This window comes from Streptomyces sp. NPDC001020 (assembly GCF_053599115.1).
Window position 1 is genome coordinate 221137 of record NZ_JBSFLQ010000005.1, and the last position, 25584, is coordinate 246720.

The following is a 25584-nucleotide window of genomic DNA, read 5'->3' on the forward strand; positions in this document are numbered from 1 at the left end:
CAAAGTCGCGGGGCCGCCCTTGCCAGCCAGCATCCATCCAAGGAACTGGAGACCTCCAGCATGACTCATGACCACCGTTCCGCGCTGCTGCGCGCGGCGCTGGCCGCCGCCGAGCGCGGCTGGCACGTCTTCCCGCTCCGCCCCGGCACAAAGCGTCCGGCCCTGCACGGGGAGAACTCCTGCCCCCGCACAGGGTGTTGCGTAGGTGGGCACCTGAAGTGGGAGCAGCGAGCCACCACCGACCCGGACCGCATCCGTGCCGCCTGGTCCCTGGCGCCGTACAACATCGGCCTCGCCACCGGCCCCTCTGGCCTACTCGTGGTCGACCTGGACGTACCGAAGGACAAGAGCAGTTCGGACGCGCCTGACGGCGCGGCGTCCTTCCAGGCGCTCTGCGAGCGCCACGGGCAGCCCGTCCCCCAAACCCGCACGATCCGGACCGCGAGCGGCGGCACGCACCTGTACTTCCCCGCCCCCGCCGCCGTCGAGCTGCACAACACGGCAGGGACCCTCGCCCCGCTCGTGGACACCCGAGCCCACGGCGGCTACGTCGTCGCAGCCGGCAGCGTGGTCGACGGCACCACGTACACGACGGACGGCCCGGCACTGCTCCACCCACTCCCCGGGTGGCTGAAGGCCCTGCTCGTGCCGCCCCACCCCGTCAACCGGCCCGCCCCAGTGCCGGCCCCGGGCACGGGCCGGCGCCCCCGGTACGCCGAAGCCGCCCTCACCCGGGAGGCTGCCGCCGTCGCCGGAACCCGCGAGGGAGAGCGCAACTACGCACTGCTGCGGGCCGCGCGGGCGCTGGGCCGGTTCGTCGCATCCGGCGACCTCCCCCGCACCGTCGTGGAAGACGCTCTTCAAGGGGCAGGGGAGTCGGCCGGCCTGTCTGCGGCCGAGTGCCGCGCCACCATCCGCAGCGCCCTGGACTGGTCCATCGCCCACAACCCCACCCGCACAGCAGTGGCGGCATGAACACCCCTCCCCGCCCTTTGAAGAGCATTGCCACCGCCCCGGCCGACCCGCACGCCGCCCGACCGGCCGCACTCCGGACCGCAGTGGGCGAGCCGAAAGGCGCCGCCCGTCAGGGCGTCCGTACTGCTCTTGGTTCTGACCCGCAGACGGTCACCATCACCGGCATCCAACCGGGCCTTCAGATCCGGTGCGAGGGCGTACCGGTCGCGGACTGGCTGTGTGCCTGCGGGCGCCACGAACGGGCTCGCGGCCGTGCCGCCGTCATCGAACTGCCCACCCGCGTCCGTGTCGGCCACTGCCCCCACCGCGCCACCCCCGAACAGGAAGGAAGGGCCGCCGCATGACCGCCATCGACGGGGCCGCACTGCTCAACGATGTGGAAGCCTTCCACCGCCGCTTCAACGTCTTCCCGCACGAGGCCGCCTACGTCGCCGTGGCGCTGTGGGACGCGCACGCCCACCTGCTCGATTGCTTCGACTCCACCCCGCGTCTGGCGTTCCTGTCCCCGGAGCCGGGGTCGGGGAAGTCGCGGGCGTTGGAGGTCGTGGAAACCCTCGTGCCGCAGCCCATGACGGCCGTCAACGCATCCGCCGCCGCCCTGTTCCGGTCCGTGTCCAACCCCAACGGACGGCCCACGATCCTATTCGACGAGATCGACACGATCTTTGGACCCAAGGCGGGAGACAACGAGGAACTGCGCGGCTTCCTCAACGCCGGCCACCGCCGTACCGGCGTCACGTACCGGTGCATCGGCGACGGCGGCAACCAGGCCGTTCAGGCGTTTCCGTCGTACTGCGCGGTCGCGGTAGCCGGACTCGGAGCACTGCCGGACACGATCATGACCCGCTCAGTCGTGATCCGGATGCGGCGCCGGGCCCGCAACGAAGGCGTGGAAGCCTTCCGCGCCCGCATCCACGAAGCCGAGGGGCACAAGCTCCGTGACCGGCTCGCGCAGTGGACGGAACAGGCACGCGACTTGGTCATGGGGGCGTGGCCGGAGATGCCGGACGGGGTGACCGACCGACCAGCGGACGTGTGGGAACCCCTGCTCGCGATCGCCGACGCCGCTGGCGGCGACTGGCCCACCCGAGCCCGCGAAGCGTGCGTGACCCTGGTGACCGCGTCCAAGGCCAACGACAAGGGCAGTCTCGGTGTCCGGCTGCTGACCGACCTGCGCGATCACGTCATGGTTGGCATCGATCGTCTGCCCACCGTCGCCATCCTGGACCGGCTGAACGCCCTGGACGACGCCCCGTGGGCCGACCTGCACGGCAAGCCGTTCGACAACCGGCGTCTGTCCAAGATGCTTGCCGAGTACATGACGGCGAACAACGAGCCCATCGCCTCCCGCAACATCAAGGCCGCCGGGAGCGTCCTCAAGGGCTACTACAGCGCCGATCTGCGGGACGCGTGGGCCCGCTACTGCCCCCCTCCCCCGGAAAGTCCGCTACCGCCGCTACCCGGCACGGAAAACGTGGCCTGACCAGCACGAACGGGGTAGCGGCAACCGGCCCAAGTTGCCGCTACCTATCCGCTACCGCTACCCCTTCCCGCTACCTCCAGCAGCCCCCTGACCTGCGAGGTAGCGGCGGTAGCGGAAGTAGCGGCCCTCAGAGGGACCCCCAACGGACAGTCCTAGAGGAGACCTTCGCATGAGCATCGCCACCGTGGAGATCGCAGCGCTCGCTGAGGCAGGCGACCCGGCCCCCGTTCTCCTGACCGTCGAAGAGGCCGCCCGCTGCCTCCGCATCGGCCGCACGACCTGCTTCGCCCTCATACGCGCCGGAGAGCTGGAGTCCCTGACCATCGGCGGACTCCGGCGCGTCCCCGCCGACGCTCCGGCTGCCTACCTCGCCCGCCGCCGCGCTGAGCAGCGCGCCGCCTGATCGCCTCGCACCGGGACGCCACCCATTTGGGGTGGCGTCCCGGTTGCTTCCACCCCGCAACCTGAAGGAGTCCGCCCGTGGCGGAAGACAAGAAACGCACTCGACAGCCCAACGGTCGCAGCTCCATCTACCTGGGCAAAGACGGGAAATGGCACGGTCGCGTCACCGTCGGCATCCGTGATGATGGGCGGCCCGACCGCCGCCATGTCGAACGCAAAACCCGAGCCGAGGTGACGGCGGCCGTCCGTGAGCTGGAGAAGCAGCGCGACGGCGGGTCGGTACGCAAGGCCGGTCGCGCCTGGACGGTTGAGGCGTGGCTGACCCATTGGGTCGAGACCATCGCCCCGCTCGCCGTCAACGAGAACACGATGGTCGGGTACGGCGTCGCCGTGTGGAAGCACCTCATCCCCGCACTTGGGGCCCACCGTCTCGACAAGCTCGGGCCCGAGCACATCGAGCGTTTCTACGGACGGATGCAGGCGGACGGACGACGGGCCGGCACGATCCACCAGATCCACCGCACCTTCCGCACCGCGCTCAATGAGGCAGTTCGGCGTGGTCACCTCACCCGCAATCCGGTGCAGCTCGCCAAGGCGCCTCGCGTCAGCGAGGAGGAGATCGAGCCGTACACCGTCGAGGAGGTCAAGCGGCTACTGCGCGCCGCTGACGACCGCCGCAACTCCGCTCGCTGGGCCGTCGCGCTTGCTCTCGGACTACGGCAAGGCGAGGCGTTGGGCCTCAAGTGGGCAGACGTGGACATGGAACGCAGTGTCCTGATGGTCCGCCGTAGCCGGCGCCGCCCGCGATATGCCCACGGATGCAGCGACACTTGCGGTCGAAAGGCCGGGTACTGCCCGCAGCGTCAACGCACCAACCCGGAGACGGCCGACACGAAGTCCCGTGCGGGCCGGCGGGCGGTCGGTCTGCCCACGCAGCTTGTTGACCTGCTCCGGGCCCACCGGGTGAAGCAGGACGCCGAACGTGCGGTCGCGGGGGAGAAGTGGGCGGATGAGGGCTGGCTGTTCGCCACCCCGGACGGGCGCGGTACCTCGCCCCGCACCGACTATGACGACTGGAAGGAACTGCTGTCCGACGCCAAGGTACGGGACGGTCGTCTGCACGACGCTCGACACACCGCCGCCACGGTGCTGCTGATCCTCGGAGTCTCGGAACGGGCCGTCATGGGCCTCATGGGCTGGTCCACGACGGCGATGGCCGCCCGGTATCAACACATGGTCGACACCGTTCGGGTGGACGTGGCCCAGCGGGTTGACGGGCTCATCTGGAAGCAGGAAGCCGAGGGGTCCGGCGACGATGGCGACGGGGCCGCCGGGGTCCTCGTTCCGGTCAACTGAGACGGAAACTGAGACGGGGATGCACGAAGGGTCCGGCTCGATGAGCCGGACCCTTCGTCTACCTGCGGTAGCGGAGGGATTTGAACCCTCGGTGACTTGCGCCACACTCGCTTTCGAGGCGAGCTCCTTCGGCCGCTCGGACACGCTACCGAGGGAGACCCTACCCCAAGGTGGGCAGTGCTCCGAAATCGGTTTCCGATGATCGTCCGGGGCCTGGTGCCGCGGCACCAGGTTTCAGCGGGTCCGGAAGAAGTCCGTGAGGAGCCCGGCACACTCGTCGGCGAGTACCCCTTCGATCACCTCCGGGCGGTGGTTGAGGCGTCGGTCGCGCACCAGATCCCACAACGACCCGGTCGCGCCGGCCTTCTCGTCACGCGCGCCGTAGACCACCCGGTCCACCCGGGACTGCTGCAGCGCGCCCGCGCACATCGTGCAGGGCTCCAGGGTCACGACGAGCGTGCAGCCGGACAGCCGCCACTCGCCGAGCGCCGTCGCGGCCCGGCGGAGCGCGAGGACCTCCGCGTGGGCCGTCGGGTCGCCCGTGGCCTCCCGCTCGTTGTGACCCGTGGCGAGCACCGAGCCGTCCGCGCTCAGCACGACGGCGCCGACCGGCACATCACCACCCGCGGCGGCCCGGCCGGCCTCGTCCAGCGCGAGCCGCATCGCGGCCCGCCACCGGTCGCGCACCGGATCGGCGGTCGGCGTCCCGTCCTCGGTCACCTGGCGCACCTAACGGACGGTCTCCAGGACGTCCGAGGCCCCGAGGGCGTCGGCGATCGCGGTGAGGGCGTCATCGGCGCCCAGTAGGCGCAGTTGCTTCTCGTCGACACCGAGGTCGTCGAGGACCTCGCTGTCTCCCAGGGGGCCGTGCGGCACGGCGGTGTCCGCGTCCACGCCGTCCTCGTCGTCGGCGCCCTCGGGCTCACCGTCCTCCGTGCCGTCCAGGTCGAGGGAGTCCAGGTCGGCGTCGTCGTCGCCGGGCTCCCTTCCGAGCAGTTCGTCCGTGAGCAGGATCTCGCCGTACGAGCTGCGGGCTGCGGCTGCGGCGTCCGAAACGTAGATACGAGGGTCGTCCTCGCCGTCCACGCGGACGACGCCGAACCACGCGTCCTCCTGCTCGATGAGCACGAGCACCGTGTCCTCGTCGACCGAGGCGTCGCGGGCCAGGTCGGTCAGATCCGACAGGGTCTCCACATCATCGAGCTCTGTGTCGCTCGCTTCCCACCCGTCTTCGGTGCGCGCGAGCAGTGCGGCGAAGTACACCGTGACTCTCCCACTGGTAGGCGTGCCGGTTGGGGGTCCCCCCGGCGGAGGTTGCGGGCGGGGAGTGCTTCTCCGAGCCCCACCCACCCGGAATCGTGGCAGAAACAAGGCGTTCAAGGGATGTCTTCGGCTCCCTGTGTCTGGCTGTTTTGATCGCGGGTACTCCGATCAAGGCAGTCCACCCACCAGCGCACTCATTGCCGCCACCAGCGGATCGTACGCGGCCAGGGGTCATGTGGCCGTACGGCCACCCCGGTCGGCCGCGTCGCTACCAGCGGAAGGTGCGCATACGCATGGCGCGACGCAGGCGTGCGGCCTTGGCCCGACGGGGCTGGACGCGGTCGCGCAGCGCCCGCGCCTCGGCGAGTTCACGCAGGAACCGGGCCCGACGCCGCATGCGCTCGGCGTCCGACTCCTGCGCTTCGCGTTCCTCGGGGGACTCCCGGTCGGGCATAGGCACACCACCCCATTGCATCCTTCTCACTTTCCCTCCGATGGGGGGTGGGAAGCCAGAGAGGGGCCGGATCCGGGACGGACCGGTTCCGAGCGGGGCGGTGCGCCAGTCCAACGGGGGCGTGGTGGGTGTTCGGAGCCCGGATAGTGTGGGGGGTATGCGTCTCCACGTCGTCGACCACCCCCTGGTCGCCCACAAGCTCACCACGTTGCGCGACCAGCGCACCGACTCCGCGACCTTCCGTCGGCTCGCCGACGAGCTCGTCACCCTGCTCGCCTATGAGGCCACGCGGGACGTGCGCACCGAGCAGGTCGAGATCGCGACCCCGGTCGCCCGGACCACCGGCGTCAAGCTCTCCCACCCGCGTCCGCTGGTCGTGCCGATCCTGCGTGCCGGCCTCGGCATGCTCGACGGCATGGTCCGGCTGCTGCCGACCGCCGAGGTGGGCTTCATGGGCATGGTCCGCAATGAGGAGACGCTCCAGGCCTCCACGTACGCGACGCGCATGCCGGAAGACCTCTCGGGTCGCCAGGTGTACGTCCTGGACCCGATGCTCGCGACCGGCGGCACGCTGGTCGCGGCGATCCAGGAGCTGATCAAGCGCGGCGCGGACGACGTGACCGCGGTGGTCCTGCTCGCCGCCCCGGAAGGCGTCGAGATCATGGAGCGGGAACTGGCGGGCACGCCGGTCACGGTCGTGACGGCCGCCGTGGACGAGCGCCTCGACGAGAACGGCTACATCGTGCCCGGGCTGGGGGACGCGGGGGACCGGCTGTACGGAGCGGCGGAGTAACGACCTGAGGGGCAATAGGGAGCGGCGTCGCGACGCCCGGCACGGCCTCCCCCAAGCTCTTCGAGCAGGGGGGACCCTCAGCGGCGTTGCCGAAATGTCCTAGTAGCTCCGCTACGAGGACCTTCCGGCGCCTTGCGATCGACCGCACCGGACGCCGCTCCTTCACCCACTCCCTATTGCCCCCCAGGTCGTAAGTCGCGTTCAGGGCGGGGTGTGGGTCTTCGTACGACGGCCACACCTCCGCCCTCAGGTCGCCCGGAGCGGCCTCAGCAGCCCTTCTTCTTGCCGTCCTTGACCGCCGACGGCGACGGTGACGGTCCGGTCAGCGCCGCGAGCGCCTTGTCCGCGTCCGTTTTCTTCGTCAGCGCCTCGAACTCGTCGCCCAGGATCAGGTCGACGGTGGTGCTCGTGCGGGTGTCCGTGCGGCGCTCGGCGTTCGCGAGCTGGGTGCCGAGGACCGGCAGAGAGGTGTCGAGGGAGGCCTTGGGGCCGAGCAGCACCCCGACGCCCGTGACCTTCTTGTCGTACTCCTTCGTCGCGTTGCCCACGTCGCCGATGTGGAAGCCGCGCTTCTGCAGTTCGTCCGCGGCCTTTTTGGCGAGGCCGGTGCGGGGCGTGGCGTTGAGGACGTTGACCGTGATCCGCGCGGGTTCGGGCAGCGCTCGCGCGTTGGTCCTGGGCGACGCGCTCGCCTTCACACAGTTCGCCTTCGAGCCGGACGCCGTCGTCCTGTCGCCGCCCGTGAAGACGTCGATGAGCTGCAGTGTTCCCCAGGCGACCAGTCCGAGCGCGGCCACGGACGCGACGATCGCGAACACGAGCCTGCCGTGGCGCCGGGGCCGACGCATCCGCGGATACTTGTCTCCCGTGATCCGGTACTGGCCGCCCATGCCGGGGGGAGTCAGCATGCTCATGGGCGCAGCGTAATGTGCCAGGGCGGCAATGCCTACTAGATGATCATTGGCCGTCGCCCAGTCCAACCCGAAAGGGCCAAAGGGCCCACGGACGGGCCCGTGCCCGGTGAACCGGGCATGAGAGCTCAGCCGAGTTCGAGGACTCTCGCGTGCAGGACCTGCCGCTGCTGCAGCGCCGCGCGCACTGCGCGGTGGAGGCCGTCCTCCAGATACAGGTCTCCCTGCCACTTCACGACGTGCGCGAAGAGGTCGCCGTAGAACGTCGAGTCCTCGGCGAGCAGGGTTTCCAGATCCAGCTGCTGCTTGGTCGTCACGAGCTGATCGAGGCGGACCGGGCGCGGCGCGACGTCCGCCCACTGCCGGGTGCTTTCCCGGCCGTGGTCGGGGTACGGCCGGCCGTTTCCGATGCGCTTGAAGATCACACGGAAAGCCTACCGGCCAAGACGTTCCGGGCGCAGCCATGGCGACGGAGTACGACGCTGGAAAAGATGCGGTAAACAGGGGCAAAACAGGAGCTGTTGCTCGAGTCGGGGGACGGCGGGACTGCGCCGGGAGGCCATCGCCCCCAGGACCGCGGTGATTGTTTGCCGCACTCGCTCAGGCAATTCCGCGCATCGCGTGCCACCAACACCAGCCCCCGGCCCGGGGCGGACGATGCCGCCGCACGCGCGGATCCGCAAGATCACCCGTTCGGCCGCCAGTGAGGCGGGGCGGCGGCCCGTTGTGAGGGCAGCCGCCGTGCGCTGCGCCCTATTCGCGGTCCCTGCCCGGCGGGAAGGCCGGGAGGGCTTCCTCGGGAGGCTCGGGTTCGGGTGTGGGCTCCGGTTGCGGTCGCGGCTTCGAACTGCGCGCGGCCTCGGCTCGCAGCAGGGCAAGCACGATCGCGTACGGGTCGCTGGGCATGTCGGTGTCCTCGCGTCGCTGAGAAGGGTGACGGTTACGGGGCCGGGGCCGGACCCGTCAGCACAGGAGGACGACGGTGCGTAGGGCATACAGCGCGCAGGAGTACGGCGCGCGTACCAGGGAGAGGAGGAGGTCGTCCGGTGCGGACGGCCCCGCGTCGGCCGGCGGCACCGGCCGCAGCGGTACGAGGGCGCGGTGTCCGGGGAGGCACGCGGGCCGCAGCACCCTGACGAGCGCGTCATGCTCCGCGTCGCACGCCTGAGCCGTGGACACCGCGAAGGACTCGTCTCCCACCGCCTCCGCGGGCGCGACGGCCACCAACAGCAGCGCGACGAGCGTCAGAAACACCCGCAGCCCGGCATACCGACGAGCGGCGCTTGGATGCTGCAGGGCGGGGCTCACGAGTGGTCATCTGCCCGCTGCGCATGCACCGTTCGGCGTGTCGCCCCGAGAACCGCCCTCTCGGACTATCTGCGGGGCGCGGAGTTGACGCGATTCACGGGGTCACGATTCACGGGGCCATGCTTCACAGGGTCACACCGTGCGCGGGATCCGCTGCGCACGACCGTGGAGCCGGATCGCCGTGAAGATCTCGACGATGCCGACCACGACCAGCCACCAGCCGGCCACCAGGGTGAGTACGGTGATCGAGGTGAACGGCGAGATGATCAGCACGATCCCCGCGATGAAGGTGACGACGCCGAGGAAGGCCTGCCAGCCGCGCGCGGGCATGGCGGGATCGTGGGCGGCGGCCAGGGTGTGGGTGATCCCGCGGATCAGCCAGCCGATGCCGATCCACAGCGCGAGCAGCAGGATCGACTCCAACCGGCCCCGGAAGCAGAACAGGCCCAGCAGGATCGACAGGGCGCCGCTGATGAAGGCCAGGACCCGCAGCGAGGTCGCCTTGTGCGTGCCGAAGGCGGCCGCCAGTTGGAGCGCGCCGCTGATGATGAGGTAGATGCCGAAGAGGACCCCGGCGACGAGCAGGGACGGGCCGGGCCAGGCAAGGAGCACGATCCCCAGGATCAGCGAGGCGATGCCGGTGACGAGGACGACCTGCCAGGCGGTGCGGGAGAGAACGTGCAGGAACCCCTCGAAGGGTGGCTCCATCTCGCGCGGGGGCTGTGTAGGCGCGTGCGCGCCATGGACACGGCGGTCGTTGTATTCCGGTCCCCAAGGGGGGCCGCTCGGTGCTTCGGTCATGATCCATGCTTGGACCGGGCACGCGTGCCCCGCCACCCTGGGTGGTCCACCCGGCTGACGGCCGCCGGCGGTGACGCCGGCCATCGCGCGCTGCCCCGGTCGAGCAGGCTGCGGTCGGACCTGCTTCGCCTCCTCGCCGACGGGCGGACGGCTCGGCCCGAGCTTGTAGCGGAGCTACCAGGGCCTTCCGGCAACGCCGCGAGCGGCCGTGCCGGGCATCGCGACGCCGCTCCCTATTGCTCCCCAGGTCGTAAGGGACGGTCGTCTTCGTGATGCTCGCCACGTCGCGGCGACCGGTGTCTTTGGTCCTCCGCGTCTCGGGTGCGACGGTCAGCCGAGACGGCATGCGAGACGGAACACGACGAGGGCCCCGACCGGCGAACCAGTCGGGCCCTCTTCTGCCCTGACGGGCGGAGGCGGAGGATACGAGATTCGAACTCGTGAGGGGTTGCCCCCAACACGCTTTCCAAATGTTCGTATGGGGTTCGGGCAGGTTCGCAGGCATCCTGACCTGCGGCGCAGTGGTAGTGGATCGCTCAGATGGACACTCCGGGACGACCACGGATGCAACCCAAACTGCACACCGGCACCCTGGCGCAACCCCAAGGCATCTGGGGCTAGCTGCCGGAGGCCGCGCCTTCGGCATGCTCCACCAGCACATCGGCGACATCCGCCGCCAGCAGGAAGGGCAGGTGCCGGTTCACCTGGTCCTCGTGGTCGCGGTAGCGGGCGAACGGCAGCAGGGACGCCAGCAGGGCCCACTGGTACTCGGCCTCGCGGAACGGCCAGTTTTTCTGCTCGCAGCCCTTGAGGATGGCGCGCAGCTTTGCGATACACAGCAGCACCCGCCGCACGTCCGGGTCCACGTCCTCCGGGATGTCCGGCTCCCACATGGCCGTGCTGCGCAGCGCCCCGACGAACCAGGAGCGCACCTGGAGAAGTTGCTCATGATTCCAGGCGAACGTCCGTGACCACAGGGCGGACTCGAGGCGAGCGAAGTCCTTGCAGATGTGCCCCTGGTGGGTGGTCTCGAAGTCGATGACGTAGAGATCGGGATGCCGGCCGTCCGGTCCGCTGGCCAGGACGTTCTCGCCGTGGAGATCGCCGTGGCAGACACAGGTCAGATAGGAGGCCGTCGTGACACCGTACTGCCGGTCGTAGAGGAGCCGTTCGAAGAGGGCACCGGTGCCGGCATCCCGCTCGCCGATCTCCGCCATGTGGGCGACCAGCCACAGCGGGTTCGTGACCGACTCGTAGCCGGGAGCGGCGGCGAACGGGCTGGAGCCGAGCGCGGAGTTCTCCAGCAGGTGCCCGAGCCTGCGGTGCCGCCAGGGCAGTCCGCCGTCGATGCCGAAGATGTCGGCGACCTCGGGCAACCGGAAGTGTTCCAGCTCGGATTCCGCATTCTTGCCCGGCGCGTAGCTGGTCAGCTCGAAAGCGGCCGGACGCAGGGCCGGATACTCCCCCCGCAGGTCGCCGATGGTCCGCTGGGCCTGGCTCAGCCACGGGCCGAGGGCGTCCATGAAGACTTCCTCGATGACCGGCTGGAGCGCGTCCGGGTCCGCGGTGCGCACCCAATCCCGCAGTGTCTTCGGTTCATCGCGGTGCCGGAAGACGTAAGAGGTGAAGATGCCCTGATAGAGATCGCCGTTGCTGCTGTTGGCGATGGTGGTGCTGCCCACGACGCACTTGCTTGCCCGGTACACCGGCCGCAGATACGCCTCCGCGAACCGGTCGAAGTTCTCCTTCTCCCTGCGTACCTTGGCCACCTCGTCGATCTTCAGCACACCGATCGGGCCGAAGCTGTCGAGGGCGAGGAAGGTCGGCACGGGCCGTCCGGCGAACAGCGCGCCCTGGACCATGGTGCCCTGCGGGCCCGGGGCCAGCTCGGCGGCGATGCCCTGGAGCAGGCGGTTGGAGACCTGTACGGACGCGTCCTGGTCGCCCATGGACAGCAGGTTGGCGGTCGTGGCGGCACCGGAGTCCCAGGGGTTCCTGGCGACCCGCACCATGCGGATCGTGGCCAGCATGTCCCGGCTCGCCTTGCGCCAGAAGGCGAGCGCCTCCTGCCGCTCCTCCGGGGTCTCCGTGTCGCCGTAGGAGCCCGTGGAGGAGTACAGCAGGTCGAGCAGGCGGTCCAGCCGGTCGGCCTTCCAGCCGGACAGCTTGAGCAGGGTGAGCGCGACGCTGCTACGGTGCTGGTTCTCCTCGGTCCAGCGGTTGAGGACCCGGGCCGCCCAATACTCCGCATAGATGTGCCGGTCGGCGAATCTGGGGTCCTGGATCAGTTCGTTGAAGCGCAGCTCCTTGGGGGCGGTCGGGTCGGGGCCGCCCACGAGTAGATGGATGCCGATGGCGTGCCGCAGCCAGCCGTAGACATACGGAACGCGGTTCAGCTCGGGGTCGCGCAGCTCGCCGAGTGCCAGCAGCACCGCCGTCTCGGTGACGTCCAGCAGCTGTTCGCGCTTGGCCTCGTGGTACCGGTAGGAGATCTGGATGAGCTGGAGATAGCCGAGGATATCGGCGAGGGTCTGGTAGCCGCTGGAGTGCCAGTGGCCTTCCACGGCGTAGTTCCAGAGCGCGCTGGCCAGCCAATGCTGGCGCAGCGCCCGGACGTCGACCACTGTGTTGCCTTTGGCGTACGACAGCATCTCCGAACGGCAGGTGCTGCGTGCGTCCTTGGCCCGCTGGTGCAGTGCCTGGGCGTCGTCGCCGGGCACGGAGACGAAGGCAAGGAGGCCGGGCAGCTCCTGCAGGTCCTCGTCGAGGACCGGGAGGAGCGACTCGGAGGGGACGGTGGCGTGTCTGCCGAACAGTTCGGTGATGCGCGCTCCCAGCTCCGCCGTCAGCTGCCGAACCGTGGCCTCGTCGGGCTCGCCGGACCGCCAGTCTTCGAGGAGCGTGTCCCAGTCCCGGGCCGGGTTCATCTGCGGGGGAAACCGGGAGGCCGCGACGCCGACGGTGGCCGTCTCGCCCCCGGCGGCCACCGAGACCGCGACGCCGCCCCCGGCGTCCGCCGCCGCTGCCGCCGTGGAGGTGGCGCCGCCCTCGGATGCCGTGCTCGGGGCGACCGCTGCCGCGGCGGAGAGCACCACGGCGGGGCCGTCTTCGGCGCCCGGGGCGGAGGCCTGCTGCGGCAGCCGGCCGACGGAGGCCGGACCGGAACTCGCTCCGGGGCCCGGTGCCGGTCCTGTCCCTACAGCCGGGGCGGGCACCGGACCGAGCTGTTTCAGGCGCTCCTGGCATTTCTCGATCGTCGGCGTGTACCGGCCGTCGTCGTTCCGCTCGGACTCCAGGAGCAGGACAGCGAGTTCGAGTAATTCACGCGCCCGCGCGACGTCCGTCCGCATGTAGTACTCGGCCACGGTCGACGCGCCGTTCGCGATTCGGTACCCGGGAACGTACGGGTAACCGTTCGCGAGTTGCTCGCGTGTCCTGAGCAGACCCTCGCGCGCCTTGCGTAGGTGCGCCTCCCGCGACGGCATCGCCTGGAGCGCGTCGTCCAGCGCCCTCTCCAGCGTGTCTGCCGAGTGCTGGAGAACTTCCCTGCTCACACCGCCGGTCACCGGCGCCCCCTCAAGATCTGTGTGTGCGACTTGCTGATGTCGCGCACGCCTTGGTCGTCGTATCCCAGCAGAGCAGCGGAGCCGCCGTCATCGGTTCGGACAAGGCACCCACGGAGTCAGCTCGCGGGGTGGAGATCCTCGCGGTAGCGCCGTTCACCGACCAGGAAGGCGGACTGCGGCAGCACCAAATGGGCTCCCGCCCGGCCGAGCGCTATCTCCTTGCGGGTGGCACCGATGACCCCAGTCTCCGTTTGCTCGTTCGCGAGGGCGACCAGTGCGGAACGCAGTTCCTCGGCCTCGGGCCGGTCCGTCAGGAGGTCGTACACCTCCAGGAACCGAAGCTGTCGGTACGTCTCCCCCGCCACCTTCATGGGGCCGTCGATGACGCGCCGGACATGCTGGAACGCCACGGCTTGGGCGAGGTCCGTCAGCTCCTCGTGCCCGACCTCGCCAAGTTCCTCGATGAGTTCACGCCGCAGGCACTCGGTCGCTGGCTCCCGGCCGTCCCCGCGGTGCAGCCAGCGCGCGAACGCAAGGACCCCGCTGCCGGAAAGGAATCCCCGCAGATCGAGCCGCATTACGGCACGGTCGCGCTGTTCGGGTTCGAAGCCGAGCCGCTCCAGGTCGGAACGGGCTGTCTCACGGTATTTCACCACTCCGCCCGGCGGACCAAAGGCGCCGGGGCGGGCAGGCGTGGCGAAGAGGATGAGCCGACCCTCCTCATGGACCCGCAACAGCACAGCCACCGACACCCGTGTCCGGCGCCTCGGTGTGAGAAGGACCAGCAGCAGCTTCAGGTGCCGCCGGTTCTGCCAGAGGGTACGGCCCACATAGGTGAGCAGGGCCAGAATGAGCCCGCCGACGATCTTCTCGACCACTGGGGCCCCCTCCGCCTGGTGTTTACGCGCCAATGTACCGACGCCGTGCACCGTTCAGTGAGGCGACAACAAGCACGCCGCCGACCAACGCCTCCGCGATCGGTGTGGATTGCGACTCGTAGGGCTGTGCCTGGAGAAGTCGTCAAGGTTCCCCGCCCGTGACCCGTCCTTGGAGCGGGCCACGATATGTGCCTCTTCGTCGAACGCGGACGAATCATTACAGTCCGTACTTCAGCCCAAACGATCTTGCGCGGCTTCTCGGGGACAGCCATGCACGGCACCCTGCCAGAGCGTCCCGGCGAGCGCAGGGAACCGGCTCGGCTTCTTCGGCACGAGCGAACCCGTCGGCGCCTGATCATGGCAACTGCAACCCCGAAAAGACGAGGACCCGGATGCATAAGCATCCGGGTCTCGTTTGCCCTGGTGGGCGGCTGCGGAGGATACGAGATTCGAACTCGTGAGGGGTTGCCCCCAACACGCTTTCCAAATGTTCGTTTGGCTGTCCGGCTGGGGTCGTGTCCGTCTTAACCTGTGGCGGAGCGGTTGGGCTTGCCTCGTTCGAACAGCCTTGGACGGGCGGGAATGAGACCGGAAATGAGACCAGCCTGCGCTGGCTGTCGGAGTCACTGCGAGGGGGTCGGAACCGGTCAGGTGCGCGAGGAATCCCCTCCTCGGAGCGCTTGCCCCGCGATGGCGGCGATGCGCCCGACGTGGTCGCGCAGTTGGGCAAGCTCCGTGGTCTGCTGTCGGCCTACCGCGACCGCGGACAGGGCAGCGATGACGGTTTCCTGGTGGTCGCTGGTGCCCAGCACTTGGGCGGCGCGGTGGAGCAGAGCGGTATCCACGCTGACCGAGCAGGCCGACTCGGGCACATTCGGCGTGGCGGGCTCAGGGGCCCGCCTGGCCTTGCGGCGGGGTGCCGATGATGCCGGAGCAGGCGTGGGTTCGGCCGCCGGCGGGGGTTCCGGCGCAATGGAGTCGGGGCTGCCGAGCACCGTGACCATCGGCTTTCGATAGCAGACACTTCTGCCTGTCTTGGTCGTAAGGACGACCAGCTCCATGGTGAGGTCGCAGACGGCCGGGCCGTCGACACGTTCCAGGGCGTCCGTCAGGTCGGAGACCTGCGCGGCTACCTGCCACGAGCTCGTCATGAAGTGGAACTCGCCGAGCATGGGTGCTGCTGCGATCCGGAAGGTGAGCTCGATGGAGGGCATCGGGCCACGGCCGTCTCTGGCTGCCAGTCTCTTGTCCTCAAGCAGTGGAGGGCATCCGCACGGCTGACCCTTCTTCTCTTCCGGCGACAGGAGCTGCGAGCCGTCGCACTCGTGGACGATCCCCTTGCTGCCCCAGAGGAGCATACGAGCCGCCATCGCGTCAGGTCCGTCCACGGTGACGCGTACGCCGTCGCGGCTCGTTAGGACTTCGTAGGCAAGGCTTCCCCCTCCTTCGTTCGGTTGAGGTTCGCCACCCAGTAGGCACGCGATGCGGGCGGCCACATCGGCATCGTCCGTGGTGACACGCCAGGCATCCAGGGCTTGCGGCCGTTTGTCGGATAAGCGTCCCAAGTGGAAGCGCCCGGCTCGGGCGGTTGTGCTCTGCGTCATTCGGGAACCTTGATAGAGCGGACAACAGACAACGCTTCGCCTCCGTCTGCCGAAGGGGCTGCACGTGGGTGCCGCAACACCGACGGCAGGGTGGCGCTCACCATTGTGTCTGCGCCGGTCGCGGATGCGTGGGCATACGTCAGACCTCGCCGTAGAGGGTCGCTAGGTCGATCAGTCGGACGTCCGGGTCGGCAGTTGCTGCGGCGTGCGCCTTGTCGTTGAATCCGGCTCCGCTGAAGCAGATGAGTCGGGTGTTGGTGGTGTCGTAGCGGCCCGCAAGGGTGACGAGGTCGCGGATGTGCCGGAGACGTTCGATCAGCGCCATGGTGTCGTTCCACTTGGCCTCTCCGATGGCCAGGAGCGACGGCTTGGCGCCATCCGCGATCCCGAGGACCGCCACGTCGACCTCGTGGCCGGTGCGGGCCTTGGGGTCGTGGACGACGCCCTGTCTGACTCGGGCGGGCAGACCGCCCAGGAGCTCGAGGTCGGCGTGATGCAGCGCCCAGTCGCGGCCCGATCGGTGGCTAGCTGGGGCCAGCCGTCTCGGCAGCCTCGCCCTCGACATGTTCTGTCTTCTCCTGTGCACCACCTTTCATCACGAGGCCGAGGCCCACCTCGCGGCTCGGCTCTGCCTCGGCAGTCGGGGTGACGGGCGGCCGGCCGGTGCGCCAGGCCGTGTACAAGCTCGCCAGAGCGATGGTCACGGCGGCTAGGGATTCTGGCGACAGCCCCAAGGCCACCAGTGTGACCCCCGTCGCGAGCACCATGACGAAGGCGATGAGGTCCAGAACGCGGGAGTGGTGAAGCAGGGAGAGACGGCGCATCGGTACGGAATCCTCTCGGTGCGGGCTGTGGTGATCAGCCTTCCTTTCTGGTCCCGTCGCGCGCTACGATTTCTAAGTTCTATCTGAGAAAACATGGCATCTGTCGAGAGAGTGAGAGTCGGTATGGCGTCCCCACACCGAGGCGGCGGCCGGCCAGCCGCGCCTCCGTCGACAGGTTCGGAAGCCGTGGATGCGCTGGTGCTACTCCTGCGGGACGTGCGTAAAGAGGCGGGGTTCTCGGTTGAGAACGTCCATGAACTACTTAGGATTAGTGGGCAGTTGGACGGTCAGCTGCCTGCCAGATCGACGCTCTACCGCAAGCTGAGTGGTGTTGGGCTAATGAACGAGCGCCGCCTGGTCGAGGCAGTCGTGGGGGTCTGCGTCTCCGATGAACAGCGCGCCGTCGCCCTGAGGGAACGGGCCGTCGGCCTGCTGCACCAAGCCTGGTCGAGAGATGCCGAGCCGGTTCCGCCGCAATCTGAGGTGCCCACGGGTGATAGCGGCTCGATGGCTGAACTGATCAGAGTCCAGCGTGAGTTGATCGATGTCCAGGTCCAGCTTGCCGCCGCACTCCAAACTGCTGCAGAGGCTGAGAAAGAAGCCGCCCGATCACGTGCGTTGGTGACCACGCTGCTGGTGCTTGGAGCCGTCAGGGCCACCGCGCTTGAGGGCGCCCCTATCCCCGGTTCTCCCTCCGATGCCGCCTCCGGGCTGCGGGCTCGCCTCGCGGACGCTGCGGCTGAACGGGACGAGGCACGGCAAGCTGCGCGCGTCGCACAACGCCGCCTGGCTGAGGCCGAGGAGGTACTTGCTGCCCGAGGCGTGGGCTCTGCAGGTCCAGCCCACGCCGGTCGTTTGGAGTGGCCGACGATCCGCAGGGGCTCCACCAACTGGACTGCCTCTGCCGACGCACCTGGCCAGGAAACCGGTCGGGTTGTGTCAGATACCAGCACCTCACCCGTCGAGCCTGACATGGAGCAGGGCGCGGTGTTCCTGTCGGGGTGGCAGGCGCGTGACAGTGTCCGGACACTGGAGCAGGACCCCGAATTGGCCGAGGTCGTCGCTGAGATGCTGCGCCTTGACCCGGACGGCAGTCGAATGGGGTCTGTGATCGATGGGGCAGGACGGCACCTGCTCGATCCCGCGCACACCGGTCGCTATCTCTGGTCCCAGCTCACCAAGGTCGAGAAGAGCGGCTTGGGTACCGCCGTGGGTCAGCGCATCCAGCGTGAGTTGGGCCTCGCCGACGGAGTGCGACTGGACTTCAGCGTGGTCGGGCACGAGGTAGACGTGAAGTTCACGCTGGGTGGCAACTGGATGTTCTCGCCCGAACTTCAGGGCGGTCTATGCCTGCTCGTCCGGGCCGACGATGCGAGCGGCCAGTGGAGCCTCGGTCTGCTACGAGTGAGGCCCGAACTAATGCGAAATGGTGCTAATCGGGACGGTAAACGCGGGCTGAGCGCGCAGGGACGGAGCGCGATCCACTGGATCCACCGCGACCTTCCACTACCTGAGCATGCCCTGCGGCGGCTGCCTGCTGATGTGGTGGACGCGATCTTCGCCAAGCCTTCGGGGCAGGCTCGCACTGAGGAGCTGTTCCAGCAGGCCCAACTGACTGCGATCACCACGGCGGACCTTTCCGCTGTCACCATGCAGCTCGACGGCGTAAAGCGGGCACGGGATGCACGGCGTAGCCTCGCCAGGCGCGGCGTGCTTGTACTGAACGGCACTCGTTCTCGCGATTGCGAGTGGGCCTCCGCTCTCGGCCTGCCCGTCCTTGCGCCGAGCACGTGGATGAGCGTCCGGCTCGCTCCGGCGCCCCAGCACGACGACAGCCCCACAATCGCGCTTGACGGCGCCCCATGGCGCGTGGCCCGCTCGGGCGACGTCGAGACCCCGCTGCCTACGGCTGTCCTTGGCTGATCGGCGTTTTCCCGCACAGGCTCAGGGAAGTACGGCGGCACCGTTACCGGCGATTGAGTCCCCCATAGGACGGATAAGAGAAGCGCCGATTGTCAGCCATTGGCTGATCGACGCCCTTACGGTTCGGCGCCGCTTCCTTGATCCTGCTGTGCCGGACCAAAGGGAGGGCCATGGCGGCGGTACGGAAACGGCGGGTATCGGCTGCGCGTAAGCGTCGCCAGCAGCGGCTCAAGATCGGCGCCATCGCCGGGGGCGTGAGCGTCGTCCTCCTGGTGGCCTTCTGGAGCGTGATCTGGCCCTATCTCGTCGGTGCGCTTGTTCTCGGTGCCGTCTCGGGCGTAGCGGCTGGGACACCGGTCATTTACTGGACTGGTCGCTGAAGGCCGGGTCCCACGCGTTGATAGGCGGGCAGGAGACGCAGTTCGGCGAACTGCCAGGGGGTTTTCGCGGCGGTGGTGAAGGCGGCGGGGCCGTCGGTGAGGTGGGTGAGGACGCCGAGGAGGAGGGTGTGGGAGACGGCCAGGAGGGGGCCGTGGCGTTGGGCGGTGTGGTGGAGGAAGGCTGCGCAGTGGCGGGCGCGGGTGTGGAGGTCGGTGAGGCTTTCGCCGTCTTCGCAGCGTAGGGAGGGGTTGGCGAGGCGGCGGGCCCGCCAGGCGCGATAGGCCGGTGGATAGGTCTCGGCGGTGCGGCCGAGGATGATGCTCGGGGCGCGCCATTCGGCGAGGAGGCCGGAGATGGCGACGATGGGCAGGCCCGTGAGGTGCGAGATGAGGGTGGCGGTCTGACGGGCGCGGGGGATCGGGCTGGTGACGATGGTGGTGATGCCGTCGGGGAGGGGAATGGAGCGGTGTACTTGGTCGCGGCCTTCCACGGTGAGGGCGGCCTCGTGCGGGGCGTGGTAGCCGGGGCGGTGGCCTTCGTAGGCTCCGTGTCGCATGAGCCAGATGTCAGCCAAGGATCCAGCCTCCGTCGACGCGCAGGGTCTGGCCGGTGATGAAGCCGGCGTCGTCGGTGGCGAGGAAGGCGACAGCCGCGGCAACGTCGTCCGGGCGTCCTCGGCGTTGGACGCACTGGCGGGCGAGCTGGCGGGCGGTCATGGCCACTGGGTCGGCGACGACGGTGTCTTCGGCGGGAACGCGGATGGAGCCGGGGGCGACGCAGTTCGCGGTGATGCCGACAGGGCCGAGTTCGCGGGCGAGAGCGCGGGTGAGTCCTTCGAGGCCGGCCTTGGCGCTGATGTAGCCAGTGAGGTCGTGGCGGCCCGCGGTGGCGAGGACGGAGCCGATCGTGATGATTCGGCCCCATCCGGTGGCGGTCATGGTGGGGGTCAGCTCGTGGGTGAGGAGGTAGTGGCTGGTCAGGTTGGTGGCCAGCGCGTCGTTCCAGTGGTCGGGCGTCGTCTTCGTCCACGGCTGGCGGGGGTAGGCGCCTGCGTTGCTGACGAGGATGTCGATCGGGCCGAGCTGGTCGTGGGCCTGGTGGCAGAAGGCCCGTACGGCTTCGGTATCGCGAAGGTCGCCTTCCAGGGGGAAGGCGGTGCCGCCACTTCTGGTGATGTGGTTGGCGAGTGTGGCGGCGGCCTGGCCGTCGTCGAAGTGGGCGAGGGCGACGGCGGCTCCGTCTGCCGCGAGGCGGCGGGCGATTGCCGAGCCGAGGCCGCCGGTGGCTCCGGTGACCAGGGCTGTGCGGCTGTTCAGGGGGCCGGGCATGGTGACTCCAGCGGGCAGAAGTAGGTGGTGGGGTCGAAGGCGGGGCTCATGGCTTCGGCGAGGCGGGCGAGGAGGATGAGCCGGTCCTCGGGAGCCAGGTCGGCCAGGTTGTAGACGCCGAGGATGCGCATGGCCAGGTAGGGGCGGAGCAGGGTGGCGAGGTCGGCGTCGGGCCAGAGGCGGTCGGCGACTGGTCGTATGAGCTGATTCCAGTACGTGGTCATGGCGGTTCGCCGGGGAGCCGAGAGGCGCGGGGCGTAGTCGATGTGGATGGTGCTCGTGGCGGGGTCGACTTCCGCTCGTCGGACTTCGGGTGTGTTGGCTGGGATGTGGTCGAAGGTCGTGGGGTGGTCGGCGAAGGCGGCCGGGTTGTACCTGGGTACGAGCCAGCCGCCGAGGGCGGAGGTGTACCAGAGGAAGTTCGCGAACTCGCCCGGGATGCTGTTCATTCCGGCGGTGTCGTAGTCGAACCAGGCGAGCGGGTGGGCGAGGTTGACGTCGGTGGGGTCGCCCTGGGTGAGGGCTGCCCAGACCGGCTCCGTCGTGGCGAAGTGGGTTCGTAACCAGCGGAGGGTCGCGGCCCAGTTCAGGTGGTGTCGGCGGCCGTTGATGCTCAGGTGGTACGTGTCGAGGCGGGAGACCGGGACATCGACGAGGCCGTCGGCGATCGGGAAGTCCGTCCCGGCGTAGTACGTGTCGAGTCGGCCGCCGGGCGTCGCTCGGTCCCAGTACAGCTTGCGGACGACTTGGGCCGGATCGATCGGCCAGGCCGTTGTGAGGATGACCTCGCGGTACGCGGCCGTGAGCTGGTCCATGTAGTCGGGGAGGCTGTTGCTCGGCTCGTTCGTGTTGAGGAGGTCGAGTAGCAGCCCTTGGTCGGTGCCGCCGGGGAGGCGCTCGTACACGAGGAGGTGTCCGCCCGGCACGCGCAGGTGGGCGTGGAGGGCGGGTACGCGGTAGTGCCGGGCCATGAGGATGTGGCCGCGGATCTCCTCACGGGCCTCGGCCGGGTCGCGGGTGTACTTCAGGAGCAGCGGGTGGCCGAGGAGGTCGACGGGGCAGAGCAGGTTGCGGGTGAAGCGCCGTACCGGACCGACCCGCAGACGGGGCTGGAGAGTCATTGCCTCACCCCGTTCAACAGGTCGATGCAGATCTGGGCCAGCGAGGTGGGTGAGAAGGCGTCCATGTGGGTGTCCGTGTCGGGCGCGATGGCGTCGCGGACGGGGCAGAGGTCGCCCTGGTGCATTCGGTCAGACAGGCCGGTGGCGACGGCGTGGTGGTGAGGCAGGCCAGTGCGCCACTTGCTGTGGCTGTGGCGCGCGTACAAGCCGATGACCGGTGGCCCGCTGCCGTCCCTGGTGCGGGCCATCGCGGCGAGGTGGGTGAGGCCGGTGTCGTTGCCGACGACCAGGTGGCAGTACGGGAAGAGGTCGGCGAGGTGGTCGGTCGGCACCCCGTTGAGGCGGAGGACCTGCACGTGGCGCCGAGGGGCTTCCGCGGTGATGCGGACACCGTCGGCCGGGTTGCCGCCGATGAGCAGCAGCCGGGCCTGGGACTGTTGGGCCTCGGCGATGCGTTCGGCGAGTTCGATATAGCGCTGGGCGGTGTAGTCCTTGCGCTCTGGCCAGCTCGTGGCGGTGATGGCCGCCATGGTCAAGCCGCTCAGCCAGCCCACCGAGTGCAGTTCCTCCACGAGCTTGTTCGACCCGGTGGCGAGGAGGGGAGCGAAGGGCGCGGTGTGGGGCAGGCGGATGCCGAGGCGGCGCTCCAGCGCCAGGTAGTGGCGGGCGGGAAGGTCCGGGTGGGCGCGGCCTTCGCTCGACCAGCAGGGAGGGGCGGCCGGGTCGAGCACCAGACTCACCGCAGCCTTCGAGGCCAGCGCCTCGACCCCGGCGCGGTCGCCGATCACGGCACGCCGACCGCTGGGCGTGGTGGTCCGGGGCTGTGTGATCAGGCTGGTGCGGGTGACCAGCCCCGCGTACGGGCCTACCGCACGAACGGTCAGGCGAATGGAGCGCAGGCGCAGCCAGTCGAGGAGTGCGCGGACCGCCGAGAAGGCGAGGAGGGCGTCTCCGAGCTTTCCCTCGAAAGCCACGTCGATCTCGCTGCACCCGCTCAGGCGGTTGACGAGCTCGGCGGAAGCAGGGAGCGGGAGCGGCGCGCCGACGGGGAGGCTGTCACGGTCGTAGCCGAGCGGGGTGGTGTGGACGGCCTCGGCGGGGATGACTTGCTCGCCGGGGTGGAACTGGATACCGGCCGAGGCGACCGCGGTCATGCCATGCCCTCGATCGTGGTCAGGGCGACCAGCGGCAGACCGAGGCCGGTGAGCATGTCGCGGGCTCCACGTGTGGTGTCCTCAACGAGGCAGGCCGCCGCCAGTGGGACGGCGTCGGCCTCGCGGAGGCGGCGGGTGAGATCGGCCAGGGTCCGGCCGGTGGTGATCTCGTCGTCCACCAGGACGATGCGCTGTCCGGGAGCGATGCCGTACGCGAAGACGTCGGTGCGCATGGCGTGTGGCTCGCTGAAGCGGACCGCGCCGTCGAGCGGGAGGTGCAGCTTCCAGGCGATCTTGTAGGGCAGGTGGGCGGCGCTGGATAGGGAGACGGTCGGCAGGATGCCGCCGGCGTCCAGGCCGAGGAGGAAGTCCACGGTCCCGAGCCCGTCCGGCATCTGCTCCTGGAGGCGCTGCCACAGGCGGGTGCCGGTGGTGGCGAGGGTGTCGGGGTGGACCGGGTCCTCCAGGCCGTCGAGGGAGTGGATGACGCGCTCGCGGCGGCTCGTGGGACCGACGCCGAGGCGTTCGACGATCCGCGCGGAGAAGGGCGGCATGACGATGGTTTCGGGCATGGCGAAGCTCCTGCCGGATGGAGAAGGAGGATGCGGAGGCTGTTCAGGCGGCGAGCTGGGCGGCGTACCAGGCGAGGAACTGGTCCACGGACGCGGCGACGGGCTTGAGGACGGGCTCAGTGTTGCCGTCGCGCCAAGCGCTGGAGATCTCGGCCAGGGAGGGCACGGAGAAGGCGGCCAGGCCCGGCATGCGGGACGCTGCGGCGAGAATCCGGTCGGGGCCGGACTCCCAGTGGTTGTGCTCGCGGAGGAGGAGACGGCAGGCCAGCACGAGGTGCTTGTAGAGCTGCCGCAGAGTGGTCGGCCCCGCGTCGGCGCGCAGACGGCGCATGGTGAGGATGACCTGGGGGAGCTCGCGGACAGCGGCGAGGGCGAGTTCCTCGCGGGTGATGGTCGGCAGTTCGATGTCGGGCGCGGCGTGCAGGACGGGCTGGCCCTGTTGGAGCTGGTGCAGGGCGAAGGCCAGGCGCGGGGTGAGGCGCCGGGCGGTCAGTTCACCCGGAGTGATGAGGGTGGGGCCGAGGGATGCCGCGCCGTTCAGCGCGGTCCGGTACTGCTCCAGGGCTTCGTGGATCCGGCCTGCGACCGCGTGTTCGGCGATCACGAGGAGGTCCAGGTCGGACCAGTCGGCGATCCAGGTGCCCTCGCCGGGACTGCCGGTCAGGGCGGCGAGCCGTACGTCGGGGCCGTACGCCCGTACCGTGTCGGTGAAGTCGGCCGTCGCCGAGGCGATGGCGGCCGGCAGGCCCAGCCCGTACGGGGTGGCGACGCGTAGCGTCGTGGAGGCGGGCGGTACGGCGATGCGCCGGAGCCGGGAGCGCAGTGCGGCGATGCTGCCGGAGTTGTCGATCACGTGGTCGGCGAGTGTGGCGACCTGGTGGGCGCCACGGCTCATCTTGATCTCGTCCTTCGCGGCAACGGCCTGGGCCTGCATCCCGGACCTCTCGACGCGTACGGCGAAGGAGACGTCCAGGTAGACGATCTGGAGCGTGTCGCCCATGAGCTGTTTGAGCTCGACGATCGAGGCGTCGTCGTGGACGGACTCGATGGTGAACAGCCGCGTGTCGACGTGGGCCTCCGCGAAGCGGTTCAGCTCGCCGAGCAGCAACTCGGCCTGCCTCCGGGGCGACAGAGCGTACGGGTCCGCGAGACCTTCCCGGTGGGCCGCCTGCCGTAGCAGGAAGCCGATCTTGAGGCGCTGGGCGCCGCACGTGCGCCGTACGAACTCGGCACTGGTGCTCTTGCCGCACTCGCTCAGCCCGCCGAAGGCGATGACCCGACCCAGATGGTGGCTCGGCTTGATCTCCGTGGGCGCGGCGTCGTCCCGGCCGTACAGCTTGAAGCGGGCCGGTACAGGAAGCCGCCGACGCCCAGCGACGACGTCGGAGAGCAGCGAGTCGAGGGCAGCGCACAGCTCCTCACGCTGGCCGTGGAGCGCGGGAACGCGGCGCCGCGCCAGCTCGTCCCTGGACGCGGCCCGTTCGCTGTGCCAGATCCGCAGCGTCAGCACCGACAGACGGTCGACGACGGAGGCGAACGTCTCGGTGTGCAGTGGCGCGTCGGCGAGGCCCGCGTTCGCCAGCGAGCAGAGGATCTCGTCGGCCCGCTCGGCGAGCGCGTTGCGCTCGGCATTGAGCTGGTCGATCTCGCGCTTGCAGTCGGCGACCTGGGCGGCGGAGAGTAACGCGCCGCGCACCCGGTCCTCGGTGTCCCACAGGCGCCCGTTGACGGTGTGGAGCCGAGTGATGCTGTCGTCCAGACGGCGCTGGTCCTTGTCCTGGAGTGTGGCTATGGCGTGGGCGAGGCCCGGTGGTAGGAGCAGGGGCGGGGAGTTCTGGGTCATCGGTGACTCCCATCGGTGAGTCGGCTGAGGCCGAGGTGATCCAGTACGACGGCGTGGACGTCGTTCAGGGAGCGGCCTTCGCAGTCCACGACGGCGGTGTACGCGCCCTGGTCGGCCTGGTGGAGCAGGACCGCGTGCAGCGTCTTCTGGTAGGCCGGGTAAATCCCGGTCCAGGGACGGCCCTCGCGGGCGCTGGTGACGGCGTAGCTGCGCTCGGCGTCGAGGGACGGCAGCAGAAGGATCGAGGTCTCCGGTCCTGCGGCACGCGAACCGGCAATAGCCGTCACCGTCTTGAATGCCTCGGCCACCGTTAGCCCGTCCTTGACCACGCAGGTGGCGGTGGCCACGGCGAGGAGCATGGGCAGGCCCCGGTCGAGTAGACCCGTACGCCTCGCTTCGCGAGCGGTTGCCCGCTTGGCGTGGCCGGCGAGCAGCAGCTCGGTCAGCTCGACGCTCGTGGACGTCTCGAACCACCAGCGGGCATAGTCGCCCGCCGCCACACGCGCCCACGGTTCGGGGTCGTGCTCGTGGATTGCGCCCAGCGGCTGAAAGCCGTCACACCGCTCGGCCAGTCGCCCGATGTGGGTCGTCTTGCCCACGTTGTCAGGGCCGTTGAGGCTGACGAAGTCCGGGGACTCTGCCAT

The 25584-nt window shown here is 69.5% G+C and carries 27 protein-coding genes and 1 tRNA gene; 7 read left to right on the forward strand and 21 right to left on the reverse strand.

Annotation, left to right across the window (positions count from 1 at the left end; all coding sequences use genetic code 11):
• Positions 1-60: 60 nt before the first annotated feature.
• From ACWDEX_RS06645 to ACWDEX_RS06665, 5 genes are all read left to right on the forward strand, one after another.
• Entirely contained in the window at positions 61-975 is a 915-nt protein-coding gene (locus ACWDEX_RS06645) for a bifunctional DNA primase/polymerase (protein ID WP_450462104.1), read from the forward strand.
• A complete protein-coding gene (locus ACWDEX_RS06650) occupies positions 972-1319 on the forward strand; it encodes a hypothetical protein (protein ID WP_450462105.1) in 348 nt (115 codons plus the stop codon). Before ACWDEX_RS06645 ends, ACWDEX_RS06650 begins: the two co-directional genes overlap by 4 nt.
• Entirely contained in the window at positions 1316-2458 is a 1143-nt protein-coding gene (locus ACWDEX_RS06655) for a DUF3631 domain-containing protein (protein WP_450462106.1), read from the forward strand. Before ACWDEX_RS06650 ends, ACWDEX_RS06655 begins: the two co-directional genes overlap by 4 nt.
• Before the next feature lie 169 nt (positions 2459-2627).
• Positions 2628-2861, forward strand: a complete 234-nt coding sequence (locus tag ACWDEX_RS06660; RefSeq protein WP_450462107.1) for a helix-turn-helix domain-containing protein — start codon at positions 2628-2630, stop codon at positions 2859-2861.
• 77 nt (positions 2862-2938) lie between these two features.
• Entirely contained in the window at positions 2939-4216 is a 1278-nt protein-coding gene (locus ACWDEX_RS06665; protein ID WP_450462108.1) for a tyrosine-type recombinase/integrase, read from the forward strand.
• A 65-nt stretch (positions 4217-4281) separates the two neighbouring features.
• Here the strand turns inward: ACWDEX_RS06665 and ACWDEX_RS06670 are convergent.
• The 4 genes from ACWDEX_RS06670 to ACWDEX_RS06685 all read right to left on the reverse strand — a co-directional run bounded on the left by ACWDEX_RS06670 (position 4282) and on the right by ACWDEX_RS06685 (position 5933).
• Positions 4282-4366, reverse strand: a tRNA-Ser gene (locus ACWDEX_RS06670).
• Positions 4367-4450: 84 nt separating this feature from the next.
• Positions 4451-4879, reverse strand: coding sequence for a tRNA adenosine(34) deaminase TadA (gene tadA, locus ACWDEX_RS06675; RefSeq protein ID WP_450462154.1), 429 nt, complete (start codon positions 4877-4879; stop codon positions 4451-4453).
• Positions 4880-4945: 66 nt separating this feature from the next.
• Positions 4946-5479: a tRNA adenosine deaminase-associated protein gene (locus tag ACWDEX_RS06680; RefSeq protein ID WP_450462109.1), complete on the reverse strand. Its 534-nt coding sequence runs from the start codon at positions 5477-5479 to the stop codon at positions 4946-4948.
• 268 nt (positions 5480-5747) lie between these two features.
• Positions 5748-5933, reverse strand: coding sequence for a hypothetical protein (locus tag ACWDEX_RS06685; RefSeq protein WP_450462110.1), 186 nt, complete (start codon positions 5931-5933; stop codon positions 5748-5750).
• 157 nt (positions 5934-6090) lie between these two features.
• On the opposite strand from ACWDEX_RS06685, the gene upp reads away from it, so the two are divergent.
• Positions 6091-6726, forward strand: a complete 636-nt coding sequence (upp, locus tag ACWDEX_RS06690; RefSeq protein WP_450462111.1) for a uracil phosphoribosyltransferase — start codon at positions 6091-6093, stop codon at positions 6724-6726.
• 266 nt (positions 6727-6992) lie between these two features.
• Here the strand turns inward: upp and ACWDEX_RS06695 are convergent, their stop codons facing one another.
• The 10 genes from ACWDEX_RS06695 to ACWDEX_RS06740 all read right to left on the reverse strand — a co-directional run bounded on the left by ACWDEX_RS06695 (position 6993) and on the right by ACWDEX_RS06740 (position 16618).
• Positions 6993-7616, reverse strand: a complete 624-nt coding sequence (locus tag ACWDEX_RS06695; protein WP_450462155.1) for a LytR C-terminal domain-containing protein — start codon at positions 7614-7616, stop codon at positions 6993-6995.
• 149 nt (positions 7617-7765) lie between these two features.
• The gene (locus tag ACWDEX_RS06700) at positions 7766-8062 is read right to left on the reverse strand and encodes a type II toxin-antitoxin system VapB family antitoxin (RefSeq protein WP_003986294.1); all 297 of its coding nucleotides are present in this window, start codon (positions 8060-8062) and stop codon (positions 7766-7768) included.
• Between the two features lie 328 nt (positions 8063-8390).
• Positions 8391-8543 (reverse strand): hypothetical protein, encoded by a 153-nt coding sequence (locus ACWDEX_RS06705; RefSeq protein ID WP_450462112.1) that lies wholly within the window; start codon positions 8541-8543, stop codon positions 8391-8393.
• Positions 8544-8600: 57 nt separating this feature from the next.
• Positions 8601-8945: a hypothetical protein gene (locus tag ACWDEX_RS06710; protein ID WP_450462113.1), complete on the reverse strand. Its 345-nt coding sequence runs from the start codon at positions 8943-8945 to the stop codon at positions 8601-8603.
• Positions 8946-9077: 132 nt separating this feature from the next.
• On the reverse strand, positions 9078-9746 hold the full coding sequence (locus ACWDEX_RS06715; RefSeq protein WP_450462114.1) for an HdeD family acid-resistance protein: 669 nt from the start codon (positions 9744-9746) through the stop codon (positions 9078-9080).
• A 617-nt stretch (positions 9747-10363) separates the two neighbouring features.
• Positions 10364-13300, reverse strand: a complete 2937-nt coding sequence (locus ACWDEX_RS06720) for a phosphotransferase (protein ID WP_450462115.1) — start codon at positions 13298-13300, stop codon at positions 10364-10366.
• 128 nt (positions 13301-13428) lie between these two features.
• Positions 13429-14190, reverse strand: a complete 762-nt coding sequence (locus ACWDEX_RS06725; protein WP_450462116.1) for an SMODS-associated NUDIX domain-containing protein — start codon at positions 14188-14190, stop codon at positions 13429-13431.
• A gap of 647 nt (positions 14191-14837) precedes the next feature.
• Positions 14838-15794 carry a recombination directionality factor gene (locus tag ACWDEX_RS06730; protein WP_450462117.1) on the reverse strand — a complete coding sequence of 319 codons (957 nt, stop codon included), beginning with the start codon at positions 15792-15794 and terminating at the stop codon, positions 14838-14840.
• A 139-nt stretch (positions 15795-15933) separates the two neighbouring features.
• Complete coding sequence (locus tag ACWDEX_RS06735) at positions 15934-16359, reverse strand: hypothetical protein (protein ID WP_450462118.1); 426 nt, start codon at positions 16357-16359, stop codon at positions 15934-15936.
• On the reverse strand, positions 16319-16618 hold the full coding sequence (locus tag ACWDEX_RS06740; RefSeq protein WP_450462119.1) for a hypothetical protein: 300 nt from the start codon (positions 16616-16618) through the stop codon (positions 16319-16321). Before ACWDEX_RS06740 ends, ACWDEX_RS06735 begins: the two co-directional genes overlap by 41 nt.
• 186 nt (positions 16619-16804) lie before the next feature.
• Between ACWDEX_RS06740 and ACWDEX_RS06745 the strand changes: the two genes are divergently transcribed.
• Positions 16805-18541: a NaeI family type II restriction endonuclease gene (locus tag ACWDEX_RS06745; RefSeq protein ID WP_450462120.1), complete on the forward strand. Its 1737-nt coding sequence runs from the start codon at positions 16805-16807 to the stop codon at positions 18539-18541.
• Positions 18542-18902: 361 nt separating this feature from the next.
• On the opposite strand, the gene ACWDEX_RS06750 is transcribed toward ACWDEX_RS06745, so the two are convergent.
• From ACWDEX_RS06750 to ACWDEX_RS06780, 7 genes are read right to left on the reverse strand one after another with little or no spacing between them, the layout of a single operon-like run.
• Positions 18903-19496: a histidine phosphatase family protein gene (locus ACWDEX_RS06750; protein WP_450462121.1), complete on the reverse strand. Its 594-nt coding sequence runs from the start codon at positions 19494-19496 to the stop codon at positions 18903-18905.
• Positions 19489-20250 carry an SDR family NAD(P)-dependent oxidoreductase gene (locus tag ACWDEX_RS06755; RefSeq protein WP_450462122.1) on the reverse strand — a complete coding sequence of 254 codons (762 nt, stop codon included), beginning with the start codon at positions 20248-20250 and terminating at the stop codon, positions 19489-19491. Before ACWDEX_RS06755 ends, ACWDEX_RS06750 begins: the two co-directional genes overlap by 8 nt.
• Positions 20235-21371: a hypothetical protein gene (locus ACWDEX_RS06760; RefSeq protein WP_450462123.1), complete on the reverse strand. Its 1137-nt coding sequence runs from the start codon at positions 21369-21371 to the stop codon at positions 20235-20237. Before ACWDEX_RS06760 ends, ACWDEX_RS06755 begins: the two co-directional genes overlap by 16 nt.
• Positions 21368-22525 carry a glycosyltransferase family 9 protein gene (locus tag ACWDEX_RS06765; RefSeq protein WP_450462124.1) on the reverse strand — a complete coding sequence of 386 codons (1158 nt, stop codon included), beginning with the start codon at positions 22523-22525 and terminating at the stop codon, positions 21368-21370. Before ACWDEX_RS06765 ends, ACWDEX_RS06760 begins: the two co-directional genes overlap by 4 nt.
• Complete coding sequence (locus ACWDEX_RS06770) at positions 22522-23097, reverse strand: phosphoribosyltransferase domain-containing protein (RefSeq protein WP_450462125.1); 576 nt, start codon at positions 23095-23097, stop codon at positions 22522-22524. Before ACWDEX_RS06770 ends, ACWDEX_RS06765 begins: the two co-directional genes overlap by 4 nt.
• A 43-nt stretch (positions 23098-23140) precedes the next feature.
• Positions 23141-24940: a DUF4254 domain-containing protein gene (locus ACWDEX_RS06775; RefSeq protein ID WP_450462126.1), complete on the reverse strand. Its 1800-nt coding sequence runs from the start codon at positions 24938-24940 to the stop codon at positions 23141-23143.
• Complete coding sequence (locus ACWDEX_RS06780) at positions 24937-25584, reverse strand: hypothetical protein (protein ID WP_450462127.1); 648 nt, start codon at positions 25582-25584, stop codon at positions 24937-24939. The genes ACWDEX_RS06775 and ACWDEX_RS06780 overlap by 4 nt, the downstream gene beginning before the upstream one ends.